This is a genomic window from Inquilinus sp. KBS0705 (assembly GCA_005938025.2).
Taxonomy (GTDB): Bacteria; Bacteroidota; Bacteroidia; order Sphingobacteriales; family Sphingobacteriaceae; genus Mucilaginibacter.
Map to the genome: position 1 here is coordinate 336,227 of VCCI02000003.1, position 16,889 is coordinate 353,115.

Here is a 16,889-nt window from a genome sequence, read left to right on the forward strand (position 1 = left end):
CACAGTACTCATGAAGAAATTATTCTTAATAGCGGCATTAGTTGCTACCACCTTTGGAGCATTTGCACAATCAGCCGATCTGCGCCGTAAAATTGAAGTTACCGGTACATCCGAATTAGAGGTTACTCCCGATATTATAAACGTGACCATTACCCTTAAGGAATATCTTAGCGGTAAAACAAAGGTTACCATCAGCCAGTTAGAAAAGCAATTGGAAAAGGCGGTTGCCGAAGCCGGTATAGCTAAGGAAGACTTTACCGTTAATGATCTATCATCATGGAATTATACAGATGAGAAGAAAAAAGCGCTGGATTTTTTAGCCGCCAAGCAATATGGCATCAAGTTTCGCGATCTGAATAAGTTTAACCAGATATTAAGCAAGCTTGACCCTAAAGGCATTCAATCTACTAACATTGATAGCTACGACTATTCTAAAATAGAACAGGTGAAAAATGAACTTAAGTTAAAGGCATTGCTTGCCGCTAAAAGTAAAGCCGCGTTTTTGTTAGCTGGTATAGGCGAAAAATTAGGCGTTGCTTTAAATATCGTAGAGAACGATAATAGCAGTTTCCCGCAGCCGCGTAATGTAATGTATATGGCCAAATCAGCAGCTGCTGATGTAGCCCCTGAGTCTGATATCGATGTTAGGAAAATTAAACTAAGCTTTCAAATAAATGCTGCGTTCGAAATAAGATAAACGCCAAATCCAAAAATCAATAATATGGGCAGGCCTAATAAGCCTGCCTTTTTTTATGTAAAACTATTTTATTTTATGCATGTTAATAATTTTAATCAGAAGTTAAAAAATGAAGACATTAAAATATGTAGCAGCGATAATAATTTTGTCAGCATCAATGGCAGCATGCAAGGGCGACAGGACCAAGGCAACCTTGGGGGGCACCGCAGATACCAGTACTGTAGCTGGTGCAAATGGCTCGGGTAGCGGTGCAGACACCGCCAAAGCTTATTCGACAAATAAAGGAAATGTTGACCCGGCCGGCCATGGCGCTACCGATACTACTTCAAAACCTGTTCATTAACAGCGTGTTATTGTAAAAAATCATCAGTTAATGCTTGTTAATGTAAAATATACATTTTATATTAGCATCCCGTTAATTGATTGAGTATGATTCGTGCCCGTTACAAGAAGGTGCTTTTGGTATCCTCAAAGCCTTTTCCCGACCAGCTGCTGGACGGTTATGATAACGTGAAACAGATTTCTGCACAAACCGCTATATTTCCTGCAATACACGAGTTAAAGCCCGACGCCATACTATTTGACCATGCGCACATGGGCGATAATTTTGAACGTGTATTACGCCGCCTGCAAACCAACGCCTTTTATCGTAATATAAAAATATACTGCTACAAAAAGCAGGAAAGCATTAAAGCCGATAGCTTACTAAAGGTTTTAGGGGTAGACCATATTATATATAACGAAGACCTGGAAAAGGTATCAAAGGGCAAAGCCGCTTTAACCGCTATAAATAACATGGTTGATGGCCCTTTAATTAAATGGGTTACAGGCGTAGCGCACTGATCTTATCCTCACAATCATTTTACATACCTATAACACATTTATAATAAAATGCTGTTAAACTTGCATGCTGAATAACAACCTATTAATAAGGACTGTTATATCGGCTTAAATCGTATCAGCATACATGAAAATAGGTATAGTTTGTTACCCAACCTTTGGCGGAAGCGGGGTTGTAGCCACAGAATTAGGTAAAGCCCTTGCCGATAGGGGGCACCAGGTTCACTTTGTTACATATAACCAGCCTGCCCGGCTTGATTTTTTCTCTGAAAATCTTTTCTATCACGAGGTGTCGGTATCGCAATACCCTTTGTTTGATTACCCGCCTTACGAGCTTGCCCTTGCCAGCCGACTGGTTGATGTGGTAAGGTTTGAAAAGTTAGACCTGCTGCATGTGCATTATGCCATCCCGCATGCCTCGGCTGCGTTTATGGCTAAACAAATATTAGCTACCTATGGCATAGCCATCCCGGTAATTACAACACTGCACGGCACCGATATTACCCTTGTGGGGCAGGATAGTACTTACAAGCCGGTGGTTACCTTCTCTATCAACAAATCCGATGGCGTAACCGCGGTATCAGAACATTTAAAGCAAGATACTTATCGTTTTTTTGATATAGAAAAAGATATAAAGGTAATCCCCAACTTTATCGACTTAACCCGCTTTAGCCTAAAAGCAAAAGATCACTTTAAAAAGGCAATAGCACCAAACGGCGAAAAAGTGTTGGTGCATACCTCAAACTTCCGCAAGGTAAAACGCACCGAGGATGTAATAAAGATGTTTGCCAAAGTGATTGAAAAGATACCTGCCAAATTATTGATGGTAGGCGATGGTGGCGAACGATCGGGCTGCGAACAGCTAAGCCGCGACCTGGGCATATCAGAGCATGTTCGCTTTTTAGGTAAGCAGGATGCTATTGAAGAGATATTATCTGTCTCTGATCTTTTCCTGATGCCGTCTCAATCAGAAAGTTTTGGTTTAGCGGCATTAGAAGCTATGGCCTGTAAAGTACCAGTAATTAGTAGTAATGCAGGTGGCTTGCCCGAATTGAATATTGAAGGAGAGACCGGATATTTATTAGATATTGGTGATGTGGATGGTATGGCCGAAAAGGCCATTTATATATTAGAAGATGAAGGCCGATTAAACGAGTTTAAAGAACGTGCGCTTGCCCGTGCAAAGCAGTTTGAGCTGGCTAATATTCTACCTGAATATGAGAACTACTACAAAGAGATAATTGAAAAGAGCAGCCAGCATATCTTATAAAAAATCTTTACAACCTTTTGGCCTGATTTATGTTATAAAGCCATCATATATTATTATATAAATCAACCATGAAAAAGATATTTCAAACATCCATTGCAATTTTAGCCCTTACATTCATTTTTTCGGCTTGTTCAACAACCAATACAGCATCATCAGGCACATCGGGCGGCAGCGTAAGCCGCGGTAAATTTGTTGGTACCTGGACAGTTACCAGCGTTACTTACGAAGGCCTTGTAGAAGGTTCCGTACAAAACGTATTTGACCAGGCAGCACCCGGCGCCTTTGTAGGCAGCACCTGGAAATTAACCAACAGCGGTAATGGTATATATACCTTAACCAATGGCGCATCGCAAACTATATTCTGGTCGGTGTATAATGGTGGCAGCACAGGCACCCAGTTTCAGTTTAAAAAGCTGTTTGAAGGCGATAAAGCTAAAAACGTAACCGAGGGTTACCGTTTAGATATTGCCAGCGTAAGCAGCACTTCAATGACCTTAAAATCGGCTGTTGCTATAGGTGGCAGTAACGGTTATGTAGTTTACACATTTGCCAAAGCTCAATAATTAAATATATTTAAGCACATTGCTTGATCATAAACAAGGCTGAAGATATTATCTTCAGCCTTGTTTATGATCGTTGTTTAGTATGCGGTGCTGCCTTACTCTGCAGGAGTAAACTTTAAGCAAACAGGGTTGCCCACTTCAATGCGGTTAAAGCTTTGGGTAAGCTTGCCTGTAGCAGGGTCTATCCTCAATACAATTATGCTGTCGCTGTTTTGGTTGGCAACCAATAACCAATTGCCGGTAGGGTCTATAGCAAAGTTACGCGGGCCTTTGCCACCGCTTGATTTGCGTTCGATAAAAGTTAAAATACCATCTTCGGGGTTAACACTGAATACCGAAATGTCGTTGGCATCGCCACGGTTGCTGGCATATAAAAATTTACCATCTGGCGATAAGTGTATATCTGCAGCACCAGTTGATCCTGTAAAGCCATCAGGCAATAAAGTAATATCCTGCTTCTGTTTTAGCTTGCCGTTATTGTAATCAAACAATATCACCGAGCTGCCCATTTCTGTTATCAGGTACAAATACTTCTTATTGGCCGAAAAGGCTAAATGGCGCGGGCCGTAGCCGGGTGTAATACTTACAAATGCCGGGTTTGCAGGTACAATAGGGCTGGTTTTTGATCCCTTGTATTTGGTGATGTTTATTTTATCGGTCCCCAAGTCGGTATACAGCACATACTTTTCATCGGGTGATAACACCGCGGTATGCACATGCGCTTTTTCCTGCCTGTCTTTATTAGGCCCGTGGCCCGGGTCTTTAATGGTTTGGGTAGCCAGGTCAACAGATCCGTCGGCTTTTATAGGTACAACGGCAATATTACCGCCACTGTAGTTGGCAATAAACAAGTTCTTCTGGTTTTTATCAACCGATACATAGCAAGGTGCGCCGCCTAATGTAGATACTTTATTAATGAATTTTAACTGGCCTGTTTTTGGCTCAAAGTTAAAAGCGCTAACCTCGCCCTGGTCATTCTCGTTAACGGCATAAACAAATTTATTATTAGCCGATGCTGTTAGATATGATGGGTTGCTTACATCATCTATCTGGCTTAAATAGGCCAGCTTGCCGGTTTCAGCATAAAAGCGATATACGGCTATACCTTTACTTTTCCCGCTGGTGTATGCGCCAACAATAAGGTCAAATGTCTTTGGTGTCATACTTTTTTTCTGAGCAAAAATCAGTCCCGGAACAAGCATTAAAAATGCTAATAATAACTTTTTCATATAGGTGGTTAGTTTACAGCGCAATATAATAAAAAGGGTAAATAAGGTATAATAATTATCTATCAGACGGTGATAGTAAAGGCAGGTTTAATACACGTTATAATTATGTATAATTAAAAAGGCCCGTAACCGGGCCTTTTATTATTGTATCAAATGCTTTAACTGTATCACTTCCTTTTCGTCAAGGTAGCGCCAGCGGCCTCGCGGCAAGTCCTTTTTAGTTAAGTTGGCATATACCGAGCGGTCTAGCTTTACCACCTCATAACCCAACGATTCAAAAATACGGCGTACGATACGGTTTTTACCGCTATGTATTTGTATACCTATTTCGCGTTTGGTGCCACCTGTAACGTACGATATGCTATCAGGCTTAATTAAACCGTCTTCCAGTTCGAGGCCAAACCCAATTTTATTTAAGTCGCCTTGTGTAAGTGCTTTGTTTAGCTCGACCAGGTAAAGTTTGATAACACTATTGCGCGGGTGCGATAATTTATCAGCCAGGTCGCCATCGTTGGTCATTAGCAATAAACCGGTGGTGTTGCGGTCTAAACGACCCACCGGGTATATACGCTCGCGACTGGCTTTTTCAACCAGGTGCATTACCGTACGGCGTTCCTGCGGGTCATCTGTAGTAGTTATATAGTCTTTTGGTTTATTTAGTAATACATAAACCATTTTTTCGCGTTTTAAAGCTTCGCCATTATAGCGTACCAGGTCTTTAATAGGGTCAACCTTAGCGCCCAGTTCAGATACTACCTCGCCATTAACCGATACCACACCTGCTGCTATCAGCTCATCGGCCTTGCGGCGGCTACAAATGCCTGCATTGGCAATGTAACGGTTCAGCCTTATCAGTCCGTCGTCTTTAGTTTTAACCACGGGGTTTTTACGGCCACGCATGGTTGTAGTTTTTGGGGTGCTGGTATCGCCGTCTTCACGTTTTCTGAAACCGGTAGATGTGCTCGGAAAATCTTTAGCGCCACTGCGGCCACCAAACTTTTTATCGCCGCCAAAGCTTTTCTTTGGCCCGTCGGTACCGGCCGGCCTTCTGTTAAAAGGCTTATCGCCTGCCGATGGGTTTTTGCGCGGGCCGTATGATGCGGGGCCTAAGCCGGGTTTTTTATAACCTTCGCCATCGGTTGATGCCGCGCGGCCGCTGTATGGCCTATCTTTAGGAGTAAATGATTTTTTATCGCCAAAAGCAGGTTTATCACCATAGCTCTTTTTTGGCCTGTCGCTATCTGTTGGCCTGCCGCTGTATGGCTTGCCTTTGGGTACAAATGATTTTTTTTCGCCACCGCTAAACGATGACGAAGAAGATGAACCCCTGGCCGGGCGTTCGCCGTCAGTATCAGGTCTATCTTGATAAGGTTTTGAGTTGGTAGAAGATCTGCGGTCTTGCGAGAAATTCTTTTTGCCATCGGCACCACGTGTGCCATATGGTTTTCCTGCTGATGAGGAAGATGATCTGTTTGATCTTTCACCACCACTTTTTGGACGGTCTGATGATCTGTTTGGTTTGTCGTCGCGACTACCTGTTGGCTTCTTAAATACCATATTTTTTTGTTTTGCGCTTTCGCAGCGTGAGGGTCAAAAGTACAACTTTTTGGCGAAAAAAACAACTTTTTAATCCGGTTCAAAAAGTAGGTTTAAACCACTTTAAAGCACGATTTTTAACCTTTTTTAAAATAGTCAAAACACTAAGGGTAATATAAGTGTTTGATAATGTGCTTTATATAGCTTACCTTTGCGGTACATCATACCAAATGTTTAATTAATGAGTAAAATAGAAATGGGTAAAAAACACTTAATTACGTGCTCCGTAATATTGGTGCTGGTTATCGTTTCAAGGCTTAATATTTTTAGTACAGAACCAGTTTTTGTAGCCAAAAATATCAGCCTTACAGCAACTCCGGAAATTATCTACAGCAAGCCTAACGAGGCGGAAGATGGTTATAATTTTGCTGATGAAGCCCTGCCTGTAAATGACGCACGGGTGAATTCGAAATTGAAAAAATCAATAGCAAGCCACAAGTTCAGAAACGTACAATCGAATATTTTGCATTCAAAAGCCGATAAGATATTTCCGGTTATCGAGCCAATTTTAAAAGCCTACGGTATCCCCGAAGATTTTAAATATGTGCCACTGGTAGAGTCTGGCTTATGCGAAGGCACATCGCCAAAAGGCGCAAAGGGTGTTTGGCAGTTTATGCCCGGTACCGCGCGCAGCTATGGTTTAAAAGTAGGCAAGGGCAAAGACGAGCGCATGAACTTGCGCAAAAGCACCATTGCGGCTTGTAAGTATATTAAAGAGCTTTACGGCGAATTTCATAGCTGGACTTTGGCTGCCGCGGCATATAACAATGGTTCGATAAAACTGGAGAGAGCGATAAACAGGCAAAATGAGGATAATTATTTCCGTATGAGCCTGAACCGTGAAACCGGATCGTATGTATACAAGCTGATTGCGATGAAAGAGATCATCAGCAATCCTACTAAATATGGCTATAGAAATTTTTATAGCTATACACAAAAACCAGGTTTGCCTTTACTGGCATACAACTAATAAAAGTAATTTTATATTACGGAGCACATTTAAAAGCCGTTCGCTGGTTGCGAACGGCTTTTTTTGTGGGGTCATGCCGACCCGTTATACTATAGTGTAGTGATTTATAAATTCCTAAATTTATAACCTAAAACCTAATTACCAATGCTCTACTACACCCAACTCATTTTTATAAAGCCCGGCCACGAGCAGGAGTTTCATGCCTTTGAAGACATGGTTTTACCGCTTTTAAAAGACCATAACGCCGAATTGCTTTACCGCATCCGCCCGGATAAAAGCGCTTTTATTGCAGGTACAGGTGAATTGCCCTACGAGGTGCATTTGGTAAGCTTTAACAGCAGGCAAGATTTTGAAAGCTACCGAGATGACCCCAAGCGATTGGCTGCTATGGAATTAAAGAACAGATCTGTAGAAAAGATAGTTTTGATTGAGGGCGTGGCGTTGTAGGCTGCCGCTACTCCTCCGCACCGTTAACTCACCCCGAATACGCTACGCTGTTCGACCCTCTCTGCGCAAGCGCAAAGAGGGTTTAGAAAAAAGACCCCCTCTTTCCGTTAGCCAACGGAGAGAGGGGCATGGGGTGAGTCCACTCGTGAACTATGCATCATCACCCATACTCCCACATAATTTTACATTAAACAGTACTTTCCCGTTGGTGCTAACTCTATGAATGCCCGACGTTTTTGCGTATATTTGCGAACTTTTTTAGCATTAATGCCATGCTGCAAAACCGCAGGGCATTTTACTTGTTTTTTGCAGAATATATGATTGAAAAACCGTTAGACCTGGGCGAGCAAAGCGAAGTTGAAGTGTATGGTGCCCGGGTACATAATTTAAAAAATATTGATGTTTCGTTTCCGCGTAATAAGCTGGTGGTTATTACTGGTTTAAGCGGTAGCGGTAAATCGTCGTTGGCGTTTGATACCATTTATGCCGAGGGCCAGCGCCGCTATATGGAAACATTTTCGGCCTACTCGCGCCAGTTTATGGGCGGTATGGAGCGGCCGGATGTAGATAAGGTATCGGGCCTTAGTCCGGTTATCGCTATAGAGCAAAAAACAACCAGCAAAAACCCACGCAGTACTGTAGGTACCATTACCGAGATATACGATTTTATGCGCCTGCTTTTTGCCCGCGCAGGCGATGCCTATAGCTATACCACCGGCGAAAAAATGGAGCGCATGAGCGAAGAGCAAATACTACGCACCATTATGGAAAAGTTTGACGGGCAACCAGTAAACATACTGGCACCAGTAGTAAAGGCCCGTAAAGGCCATTACCGCGAATTGTTTGAGCAAATACGCAAGCAAGGCTACCTGAAGGTTTATATAGACGGCGCTATTGCCGATGTTGAACCCAAAATGCAGGTAGACCGCTACAAGATACACGATATTGATATAGTTGTTGACCGCCTGGTGGTGAGCGAAGCCGATAGCAAGCGCTTATATACATCAGTACAAGCGGCATTAAAAATTGCCAAAGGTATTATACGTATTGCCGATAAGGATAATAACGTAGCCTACTTTAGTAAATACCTGATGGACCCGGTATCGGGCATATCATACGATGAGCCGCAGCCTAATACTTTTTCGTTTAACTCGCCCTATGGCGCCTGCGAAAAATGTAACGGTTTGGGTTATATCTTCGAGGTAGATGAGGCATCAGTTATCCCGAATGCCAAGTTAAGTATATTAAATGGTGGACTTGCCCCAATAGGCGAGTATCGCGAAACCTGGATATTTCAGGTATTGAAGGCTTTGGCCAAAAAGTACGAGTTCTCGCTATCTACCCCGATAGAAAAATTAACCCGCGATCAATTGGATATTATATTAAACGGTTCGCCGGATATGATAACCGTAGCGGTTGAATACAATAAGTGGAATGTACAAAGCTACCAGATAACGTTTGATGGTATCATCCGCATGTTGGAAGAGCAGCAGGAACGCCGTAACGACGAAGGTATGGATGATATGGAAAACTATCGTGTGCTGCGTACCTGTCCCGTTTGCGAAGGTGCCAGGCTTAAAAAAGAATCGCTGCATTTTAAGGTAGATAACAAAAATATTTTTGAGCTGGCCTGTATGGATATTACCACGCTTGATAAGTGGTACACCGGGCTTGAAGAAAGACTAAACGAGCGCCAGAATGTTATTGCCAAAGAGATATTAAAAGAGATACGTGCACGCATAGGCTTTTTACTGGATGTAGGTTTAAGTTATTTAACCTTAGACCGTACCGCCAAAACCTTATCTGGCGGCGAAGCACAGCGCATCAGGCTGGCCACACAAATAGGCTCGCAGCTGATGAATGTGATGTACATTTTAGATGAACCCAGCATTGGTTTGCACCAGCGCGATAACGAGCGACTGATAAACGCCCTTAAAAACCTGCGCGACCTGGGTAATACCGTTTTGGTGGTTGAGCATGATAAAGACATGATACTGGAAGCCGACCACGTAATTGATATGGGCCCGGCAGCGGGTGTACACGGCGGGCAGATAGTGGCGCAGGGTACCCCTGCCGAGCTGATGGCTTGCCATACGCTCACCACATTGTACATTAACGGCGAACGCGAGATTGCTATTCCTGCAAAACGCCGCGAGGGTAATGGTAAGGTACTATCGCTTAAAAAGGCAACCGGCCACAACCTTAAAAAGGTAAGTGTCGATTTTCCGTTGGGTAAGCTCATTGGGGTAACGGGTGTATCGGGTAGTGGTAAATCAAGTTTGATCACCGAGACGCTATACCCTATATTAAATCACCACTTCTTCCGCGCTAAAAAGCAGCCTTTGCCTTACGAGAAAATTGAAGGGTTAGAGCATATTGATAAGGTTATTGAGATAGACCAAACACCAATAGGTCGCACGCCGCGAAGCAATCCGGCTACTTATACGGGCGTTTTCTCGGATATCCGTAACCTGTTTGTGGCATTGCCCGAATCGAGGATACGTGGTTATAAACCGGGCCGTTTCTCTTTCAACGTAAAGGGTGGCCGTTGCGAAACCTGCCAGGGTGCAGGCCAAAAGGTAATAGAAATGAACTTTTTACCCGATGTACAGGTGCCCTGCGAAGAATGTGGCGGCCGCCGTTACAACCGCGAAACACTTGAAGTACGTTACCGTGGTAAATCCATCAGCGATGTGTTGGATATGAGCATAGAGGATGCTACGCCATTTTTTGAGCATATCCCTGCCATTTATCGCAAGGTAAAAACCTTGTTTGATGTGGGCTTGGGCTACATTACTTTAGGGCAATCATCAACCACCTTATCGGGCGGCGAGGCACAGCGCGTTAAACTGGCTACCGAGCTTTCTAAAAAAGATACCGGCAACACATTCTATATATTAGATGAGCCTACAACAGGTTTGCACTTTGAAGATATAAACGTGTTGTTAGGTGTACTATACCAACTGGTTGATAAAGGCAACACAGTGCTTGTAATAGAGCATAACCTTGATGTTATAAAGGTTGTCGACCATGTTATCGACCTTGGGCCCGAAGGTGGCTCAGGCGGCGGTAAAATACTGTTTAGCGGCACACCCGAAGGTTTATGCAAGGTTAAGGAAAGTTTTACCGGGCAGTTCCTGAAAAAGGAGATGGGGATAAAATAATTCCCATAAAACAATTCCTATAAATCCTACCTTTAGGATATATGCTGCCTTTACTTGTATCGTCACAAATGCGCGAAGCAGATGCTTATACCATCGCAAACGAACCTATCAAGTCAATTGATCTGATGGAACGGGCCAGCAAGGCATTTGTAGGCTGGTTCATAAACCATTTTCCTAACAAAACAAAAAGCATAGCTGTTTATTGCGGTACGGGCAATAATGGTGGCGATGGACTCGCTATAGCTCGCTTATTGCATGAGCACGGTTATACGCAACTTAATATTAAAATAGTCCGTTTTTCTGATAAAGCCAGCGACGATTTCAATATCAATTTAAAAAGAATAGGTAATATCGCTACCGCTGAAATAAACCCCGGTGATGAATTACCCGAGGAAACCAGCGACCTAATAATTGACGCGCTGTTGGGTAGCGGCTTAAATAAACCATTAAAAAGCGACTATAACCGCTTAGTTACCTACTTAAACAGCCTGCAAAAGACAGTTGTTGCGGTAGATGTACCTACCGGATTTTTTACTGATGGCGAAGTGCCTGCCGATGCCACTGTTTTAAAAGCCGACCTTGTGATAACGTTTCAGCAGCCCAAAATAAACTTTTTACTACCCGAATCAGGCCCGTATATCAATTGCTGGGAGGCGGTGAAGATAGGTATTGATGAAGCGTTTATTAATTCGGTTGATACCCCGTATTTTTATGTAGAAGAAAAGGATGCCCGTAAAATGATTAAACCCCGTCATAAGTTTAGCAATAAAGGCACTTATGGCCATGCATTTATTATAGCCGGTAAAGACGAAACCATGGGCGCGGCCTTATTATGTGCTTCTGCATGCGTATATGCCGGGGCGGGGCTTACTACCGCCTGCATACCACAAAGTGGCTTAACCGCCCTTAATAGCTATATGCCCGAGGTAATGGTAGTAATACGTAACGATTATGCCCTGCCGGATATTAATTGGGATAAATACAGCACTATAGGAATTGGCCCCGGTTTAGGTAAAGACGATAATACCTTAAACTTATTGATACCGATTTTTGAAAACTATAATAAACCGATAGTTATAGATGCCGACGCGCTAAACGTATTGGCCGAAAATAAGAAGTTATTGACCCAACTGCCACAAGGAAGCATATTAACACCGCATATGAAGGAATTTGACCGCCTGTTTGGCCAACATACCAGTTGGTGGCACCGCATGCAAACCGCAAAGCAAAAAGCGCAGGAACTTAATATGTATATTGTTCTTAAAAACGAGTACACCATAACAGCCACTCCTGAAGGGAAACTTTACTTTAACAGTACCGGTAATGCCGCTATGGCAACCGGCGGTATGGGCGATGTACTTACAGGCATTATAACCGCTTTATTAGCGCAAAAGTATTCGCCGAAGGATGCTTGTTTATTAGGTATATATATACACGGTAAGGCGGGAGACGAATTAGCTTTACCCAACCGCATGAACGTGGTGTTGCCACATAAGGTAGCCGCGCTGTTACCACTTACCATGGCCAAATTAAAGGCATAAAAAAAGCGGATGCAAGTATCATACATCCGCTTTCTAAACTATTAACTGATCTTATAAAGAACTAAATACTTCTAACTATATACATAAGACGCTTGTCTCTTGTATTCGTTACATAAACGCATGTATTTAATTTTTTGTTTAAATGCATTTTACTTTTAACATATTTTAACAAAAAAGGCTGATTTACACCTGTAAATCAGCCTTTTGTATGTTTGTAATTAAAAATTTGTTAAAACTTTCCTATCACCACCATCTGGTCGAGTGTAGGGTTAACACTACCGCCGGTTGGTTCAAGCGTTACTGCAAAGGCATCCGCGCTTGCTATCGACTTCATTTCTTTTATGCCGATGGTATCGGCGGTAGCGGGTGCATCAAACACACCCATATCTACAGGTTTGCCGCCAACAAGGGCCCATAATTGATATTGGTGCTGCTTATCGTGCGCAGGCAGTTTCATGCCGTTCATGGCTACCATTACCTTTTTATTTGCCGAGTTCCAGGCCAGCGTCATGGCCGATTGCGGGGCCTTTGGTGTGCCTTGCAGCTTAAGTACTTTATAAGTAGGGTTGCGGTACATATCCAACTCGGTATCCAGTAAGTTTACTTGGTTGGCAAAATGCTGTTTATCGGTTTGTAGCGCGGTAAGCTGATTGTTAGAATCCTGTAATTGGCTGTATAAATTAACCAGACCATAAATGCTTATCAACAATAATGTTAGGCAGGCTGCAAAGGCATATTTATAAAAGCTGCTAACGGTGCGGGTGGGTAATGCAACAACATTTTCGTCCTCATCGCTTGCGGTTCTGCCTTTAAAATTATCATCATCGCCTAAATTTACAACCAGGCTATTTAATATTTTTGTGCGTAAATGTTCAGATGGTTCTACAGTGTGTGCTTCTGCGTAAAACTCTATTGATTTCTCTATCTCGTCAATTTCTGCCTTAACAGCAGGATATTTTGAAGCCATATCCTCCACTTGTAACTTTTCGTCAGGGCTTACATCGCCCAAAACGTAAAGTTCCAAAATCCCCGATTCAATATATTCCTTTATGTCTTCCACTTTCAATTAAAATGTTTTCTGAGTTGCAGAATAGCCATCCTTAAACGGGTTTTAATGGTTCCAAGCGGTACGCCAAGTTCGTCGGCGGCTTCCACATGGGTGTAACCTTTAAAATACACCAATTCAAGAATTGACTTTTGCTCGGGTTTCAAGGTAGATACTAACTCCCTGATTCCCAACAACTCGGGCTTGTAAACCGTGTTTCTTTGTTCGTCTATGAAAGTTACGTTATTTTCAAGCTCCTGGTTTTTATTTTGGTTCTTAAAATCTTTAGATCGTACTTTATCAATCGACAAATTGCGGGCAATATTTACCATCCAGGTAAATAAGCGGCCTTTTTCGCTACTGTAGCCCGAAAAAGAATTCCATATTTTTACAAACGTTTCTTGCAAAACGTCTTCGGCAATGGCAGTATCGGTTATAATTCTGGAAATAACACCGAACAGGGAAGACGAGTACATATCGTACAACGCTTCGATCGCGATCTTTTCACGATTACGTAGCGCAAGCACTAACTCTTCCTCTGATAACGATATTTTGCGTTTCTTACTCAATGTGGTGAAGATAGAAAGGAATAATTACATTTCAAACAAATGCTTTTCGGCATGGTAAGACGAGCGTACCAATGGCCCGCTTTCAACATACTTAAATCCTTTTTTCAATCCCCACTCTTTATAGCTGGCAAACTGATCGGGATGTATCCAGTCAATCACCGGATGATGATTGCGTGTAGGTTGTAAATATTGGCCCAGCGTTAATATATGTACACCAGCTTCCAGCAAGTCGTCCATTGCTTCCAGCACATCTTCTTCGCGTTCGCCAAGGCCAAGCATTATGCCCGATTTGGTGCGCACACCCGCGTTAGATGTTATCCTTAATGCCTCTAAACTTCTATCGTACTTAGCTTGTATACGCACTTCTTTGGTTAAACGCCTAACGGTTTCCAAATTATGTGAAACCACCTCGGGGCGGGTTTCCAGCACGCGTTCCAGGTTGTCCCAAATCCCTCTAAAATCGGGTAACAAGGTCTCTAATGTAGTTTGAGGGCTTTCGCGGCGTATGGCGTTGATGGTTTCGGCCCATATAATAGATCCGCCGTCCTTCAAATCGTCGCGGTCTACAGATGTAATTACACAATGCTTTACCTGCATTAACTTAACCGAATTGGCTACGCGGTTAGGCTCGTCGGTGTCAACTGCCAAAGGCCTGCCGGTTGCTACAGCGCAAAAAGAACACGATCGGGTACAAATATTACCCAATATCATAAAGGTAGCGGTACCCGCGCCCCAGCACTCGCCCATGTTTGGGCAATTACCGCTTTCGCAAATGGTGTGTAACTTATGGGTATCAACCAAACCACGAACATGGGCATATTCTTTTCCTACAGGCAGCCTTACTCTAAGCCAATCGGGCTTGCGTTGAGGCTGATTCGCTGGCACTACAGGCAAATCAATCATGATACAAAATTAGTTAAAAATGTTATAAATGTTGTAAGGGTTGAAATGCTTACAGTGATTTGACTAATAAGGAACGGATGTATAAATTAAAAGCCCTTAAGACATTTTCAATATCCTAAGGGCCCTTATATTTTGCCTTGTTATTAACAGTAGTATTATGAAAGTACACTCATGGTTTCATCAACAGATATTTGCCCGTGCGATTGATCGAGCACGCATTCACCATCTTTTATCAACAGCAATTGCGGCGATTCGTGATGTACCTGAAAATCGGAGGCTATTTTGTTGGACAGGTCGCGGTGTTTGATAAGATCTAAAAAGTAAAGAGGCATATCATCAGGTAGGTTGTCCCAGTCTAACTCAAAGCGCCGCTTAGCCATCATGCTAATAGAACACCGTGTGCTGTGTTTAAAAACTAAACTATAACCCGCTTGCTGTTTAATAGCATCAATCTGCTCCGCAGTTTCCAACTGTATCCATTCCATAAAACAAAGGTAATGTAATAGCCCTCTTCAAAAGTAAAAACAATGTAAAACTGCTTTAGTTTGGTGCTATCGGGAAAGAAATGACATTTGTTAACTACCGGCCGCGGGGGTATGAGCCGTATGCAGGGCATAATTTATTTGAGCATGATGATATGCTGCCAACCGCCAATGCTATAACAATGATGTAAATTATTTTTTTCATGTGTTTCATCAAACTTAATATTTATACGGCATTACTGCCCCAAAGTTTCAACCAATTTAGCCATTTTTATGGCAGTTACAGCAGCTTCATCGCCTTTATTTCCGTGTTTGCCGCCTGCCCTGTCTATTGCTTGCTGCTGGTTATCAGTGGTAAGCACTCCAAATATAACAGGTTTGCTGTATTTTATGGCAACATTACTTACACCATTTGCAACCGCGTTACAAATAAAATCAAAATGGCGTGTTTCGCCCTGTATAACACAACCCAGGCATATAACCGCGTCCAGCTTTTTGTTTTTTAATAAAAGTTCGGCTCCGGTGGTAAGTTCAAAGCTGCCGGGTACGGTGTAGCTATATATGTTATCGGGGTTAGCGCCGTTATCAACAAGGCTTTTATAAGCGCCCTGGTATAATGCATCAGTAATTTCGGTATTCCACTCGGCTACCACAATGCCAAAACTATAGCCTGCTGCAGATGGTATTGCCGAGGCCGAAAAATCTGAAAGGTTTTTTAAATGTGTAGCCATGTATTGTTGTAAAGGTTGAAAAAGTTATGAATAGTAAAAAATGTTTTTAAAATAATAAGGGTTGAAAGTATCGTAAAGCGCGGCCTTACAATGTTTTCAACCCTTAAAACATTTTTTATAACACTTATTGCTTCGCTTCGGCGCGAGCAATATACTCGTCGATGTTTTGTGCTTCGGCGCTTGTAAAGTAGTCCGATTTAATTTTCTTATAAGCTTCAGCTGCAGATTTGCTGTCGTTTTTGGCTTCGTAAACTAAGCCCAATTTTTTAAGATAAAACGGAGATAAAAATTTATTGTTGGCTTTATCAATCGCCTTTTTAAAGTAGGTTTCTGCTTTATCGTAATCTTTTAATTCAACATACGCATCACCAGCATTACCAAAGGCTTCGGCTGCTATCATGTTGTCATCGCCGCGATAGTTGTTTAAGTTGTCAATAGCTTTGCGGTATTCACCTTTGTTTAAATAGGCGGTACCTAAGTAAAAATAAGCAAGGTTAGCCACTTTTGTGTTGCTGTAATCGCTGATGATCTTTTCGAAACCAGGGTAACCGGCATCGCCTTTTATAGCTTTATCCCAATCTTTTTTAGCCCAAAAATCTTGTGCTACGTGCATTTGGTTAGCGGCTGTAACCTCGCGCGGGGCAAGGTAAAGCTTTAGATATGCAATGTATATAACAATCATTACAACTATAGCTGCGGCTATAAATAATAAGCTTTTTTGATTCTCCTGAATAAAACTACCGCTCTTCACAACATTATTTTTCTCTGCTATAGTTTTGGTATTCACCTGCGTTGCTGACATCTGTATTTTAAAATTAAGTTTGCAAAAATACGGTTTTCAA

Annotated in this window: 17 protein-coding genes; 9 read left to right on the plus strand and 8 right to left on the minus strand. The window is 42.4% G+C overall.

Annotated features, from left to right (window positions below):
• Positions 1-10: 10 nt before the first annotated feature.
• The 5 genes from FFF34_015770 to FFF34_015790 all read left to right on the plus strand — a co-directional run bounded on the left by FFF34_015770 (position 11) and on the right by FFF34_015790 (position 3,370).
• Positions 11-697 carry a DUF541 domain-containing protein gene (locus FFF34_015770; GenBank protein TSD64016.1) on the plus strand — a complete coding sequence of 229 codons (687 nt, stop codon included), beginning with the start codon at positions 11-13 and terminating at the stop codon, positions 695-697.
• Between the two features lie 109 nt (positions 698-806).
• Positions 807-1,040 carry a hypothetical protein gene (locus FFF34_015775; GenBank protein TSD64017.1) on the plus strand — a complete coding sequence of 78 codons (234 nt, stop codon included), beginning with the start codon at positions 807-809 and terminating at the stop codon, positions 1,038-1,040.
• Positions 1,041-1,126: 86 nt separating this feature from the next.
• Positions 1,127-1,540: a hypothetical protein gene (locus FFF34_015780; GenBank protein TSD64018.1), complete on the plus strand. Its 414-nt coding sequence runs from the start codon at positions 1,127-1,129 to the stop codon at positions 1,538-1,540.
• A gap of 124 nt (positions 1,541-1,664) precedes the next feature.
• Entirely contained in the window at positions 1,665-2,807 is a 1,143-nt protein-coding gene (gene bshA / locus FFF34_015785; GenBank protein ID TSD64019.1) for an N-acetyl-alpha-D-glucosaminyl L-malate synthase BshA, read from the plus strand.
• Between the two features lie 116 nt (positions 2,808-2,923).
• Entirely contained in the window at positions 2,924-3,370 is a 447-nt protein-coding gene (locus tag FFF34_015790; protein TSD64182.1) for a hypothetical protein, read from the plus strand.
• Positions 3,371-3,465: 95 nt separating this feature from the next.
• On the opposite strand, the gene FFF34_015795 is transcribed toward FFF34_015790, so the two are convergent.
• Positions 3,466-4,599 carry a lactonase family protein gene (locus FFF34_015795; GenBank protein TSD64020.1) on the minus strand — a complete coding sequence of 378 codons (1,134 nt, stop codon included), beginning with the start codon at positions 4,597-4,599 and terminating at the stop codon, positions 3,466-3,468.
• A 141-nt stretch (positions 4,600-4,740) separates the two neighbouring features.
• The gene (locus tag FFF34_015800) at positions 4,741-6,156 is read right to left on the minus strand and encodes an rRNA pseudouridine synthase (protein ID TSD64021.1); all 1,416 of its coding nucleotides are present in this window, start codon (positions 6,154-6,156) and stop codon (positions 4,741-4,743) included.
• Between the two features lie 235 nt (positions 6,157-6,391).
• On the opposite strand from FFF34_015800, the gene FFF34_015805 reads away from it, so the two are divergent.
• The 4 genes from FFF34_015805 (at position 6,392) to FFF34_015820 (ending at position 12,317) form a co-directional block, all read left to right on the plus strand.
• Complete coding sequence (locus FFF34_015805; GenBank protein TSD64183.1) at positions 6,392-7,165, plus strand: lytic transglycosylase domain-containing protein; 774 nt, start codon at positions 6,392-6,394, stop codon at positions 7,163-7,165.
• A gap of 144 nt (positions 7,166-7,309) precedes the next feature.
• Positions 7,310-7,612: a DUF1330 domain-containing protein gene (locus tag FFF34_015810; protein ID TSD64022.1), complete on the plus strand. Its 303-nt coding sequence runs from the start codon at positions 7,310-7,312 to the stop codon at positions 7,610-7,612.
• Positions 7,613-7,929: 317 nt separating this feature from the next.
• Positions 7,930-10,776 carry an excinuclease ABC subunit UvrA gene (uvrA, locus tag FFF34_015815; protein TSD64184.1) on the plus strand — a complete coding sequence of 949 codons (2,847 nt, stop codon included), beginning with the start codon at positions 7,930-7,932 and terminating at the stop codon, positions 10,774-10,776.
• Positions 10,777-10,817: 41 nt separating this feature from the next.
• Entirely contained in the window at positions 10,818-12,317 is a 1,500-nt protein-coding gene (locus FFF34_015820) for an NAD(P)H-hydrate dehydratase (protein ID TSD64023.1), read from the plus strand.
• Positions 12,318-12,546: 229 nt separating this feature from the next.
• On the opposite strand, the gene FFF34_015825 is transcribed toward FFF34_015820, so the two are convergent.
• The 6 genes from FFF34_015825 to FFF34_015850 form a co-directional block, all read right to left on the minus strand.
• Entirely contained in the window at positions 12,547-13,377 is an 831-nt protein-coding gene (locus FFF34_015825; protein TSD64024.1) for an anti-sigma factor, read from the minus strand.
• Between the two features lie 2 nt (positions 13,378-13,379).
• Entirely contained in the window at positions 13,380-13,931 is a 552-nt protein-coding gene (locus tag FFF34_015830; GenBank protein TSD64025.1) for a sigma-70 family RNA polymerase sigma factor, read from the minus strand.
• A 24-nt stretch (positions 13,932-13,955) separates the two neighbouring features.
• Complete coding sequence (gene lipA, locus FFF34_015835; GenBank protein ID TSD64026.1) at positions 13,956-14,834, minus strand: lipoyl synthase; 879 nt, start codon at positions 14,832-14,834, stop codon at positions 13,956-13,958.
• A 155-nt stretch (positions 14,835-14,989) separates the two neighbouring features.
• The gene (gene ytxJ, locus FFF34_015840) at positions 14,990-15,319 is read right to left on the minus strand and encodes a bacillithiol system redox-active protein YtxJ (protein TSD64027.1); all 330 of its coding nucleotides are present in this window, start codon (positions 15,317-15,319) and stop codon (positions 14,990-14,992) included.
• 233 nt (positions 15,320-15,552) lie between these two features.
• Positions 15,553-16,047, minus strand: coding sequence for a 6,7-dimethyl-8-ribityllumazine synthase (locus FFF34_015845; GenBank protein TSD64028.1), 495 nt, complete (start codon positions 16,045-16,047; stop codon positions 15,553-15,555).
• 124 nt (positions 16,048-16,171) lie between these two features.
• Positions 16,172-16,849, minus strand: a complete 678-nt coding sequence (locus FFF34_015850) for a tetratricopeptide repeat protein (GenBank protein ID TSD64029.1) — start codon at positions 16,847-16,849, stop codon at positions 16,172-16,174.
• Between the last annotated feature and the right edge of the window lie 40 nt (positions 16,850-16,889).

Excerpts from the sequence above, each read along its gene's own strand:
- FFF34_015810 (TSD64022.1), top strand. The coding sequence starts at position 7,310 with ATGCTCTACTACACCCAACTCATTTTTATAAAGCCCGGCCACGAGCAG.
- FFF34_015770 (TSD64016.1), top strand. The coding sequence starts at position 11 with ATGAAGAAATTATTCTTAATAGCGGCATTAGTTGCTACCACCTTTGGA.
- FFF34_015850 (TSD64029.1), bottom strand. The coding sequence starts at position 16,849 with ATGTCAGCAACGCAGGTGAATACCAAAACTATAGCAGAGAAAAATAAT.
- FFF34_015805 (TSD64183.1), top strand. The coding sequence starts at position 6,392 with ATGGGTAAAAAACACTTAATTACGTGCTCCGTAATATTGGTGCTGGTT.
- FFF34_015795 (TSD64020.1), bottom strand. The coding sequence starts at position 4,599 with ATGAAAAAGTTATTATTAGCATTTTTAATGCTTGTTCCGGGACTGATT.
- uvrA (TSD64184.1), top strand. The coding sequence starts at position 7,930 with ATGATTGAAAAACCGTTAGACCTGGGCGAGCAAAGCGAAGTTGAAGTG.
- FFF34_015775 (TSD64017.1), top strand. The coding sequence starts at position 807 with ATGAAGACATTAAAATATGTAGCAGCGATAATAATTTTGTCAGCATCA.
- ytxJ (TSD64027.1), bottom strand. The coding sequence starts at position 15,319 with ATGGAATGGATACAGTTGGAAACTGCGGAGCAGATTGATGCTATTAAA.
- FFF34_015820 (TSD64023.1), top strand. The coding sequence starts at position 10,818 with ATGCTGCCTTTACTTGTATCGTCACAAATGCGCGAAGCAGATGCTTAT.
- bshA (TSD64019.1), top strand. The coding sequence starts at position 1,665 with ATGAAAATAGGTATAGTTTGTTACCCAACCTTTGGCGGAAGCGGGGTT.
- lipA (TSD64026.1), bottom strand. The coding sequence starts at position 14,834 with ATGATTGATTTGCCTGTAGTGCCAGCGAATCAGCCTCAACGCAAGCCC.
- FFF34_015780 (TSD64018.1), top strand. The coding sequence starts at position 1,127 with ATGATTCGTGCCCGTTACAAGAAGGTGCTTTTGGTATCCTCAAAGCCT.
- FFF34_015845 (TSD64028.1), bottom strand. The coding sequence starts at position 16,047 with ATGGCTACACATTTAAAAAACCTTTCAGATTTTTCGGCCTCGGCAATA.
- FFF34_015800 (TSD64021.1), bottom strand. The coding sequence starts at position 6,156 with ATGGTATTTAAGAAGCCAACAGGTAGTCGCGACGACAAACCAAACAGA.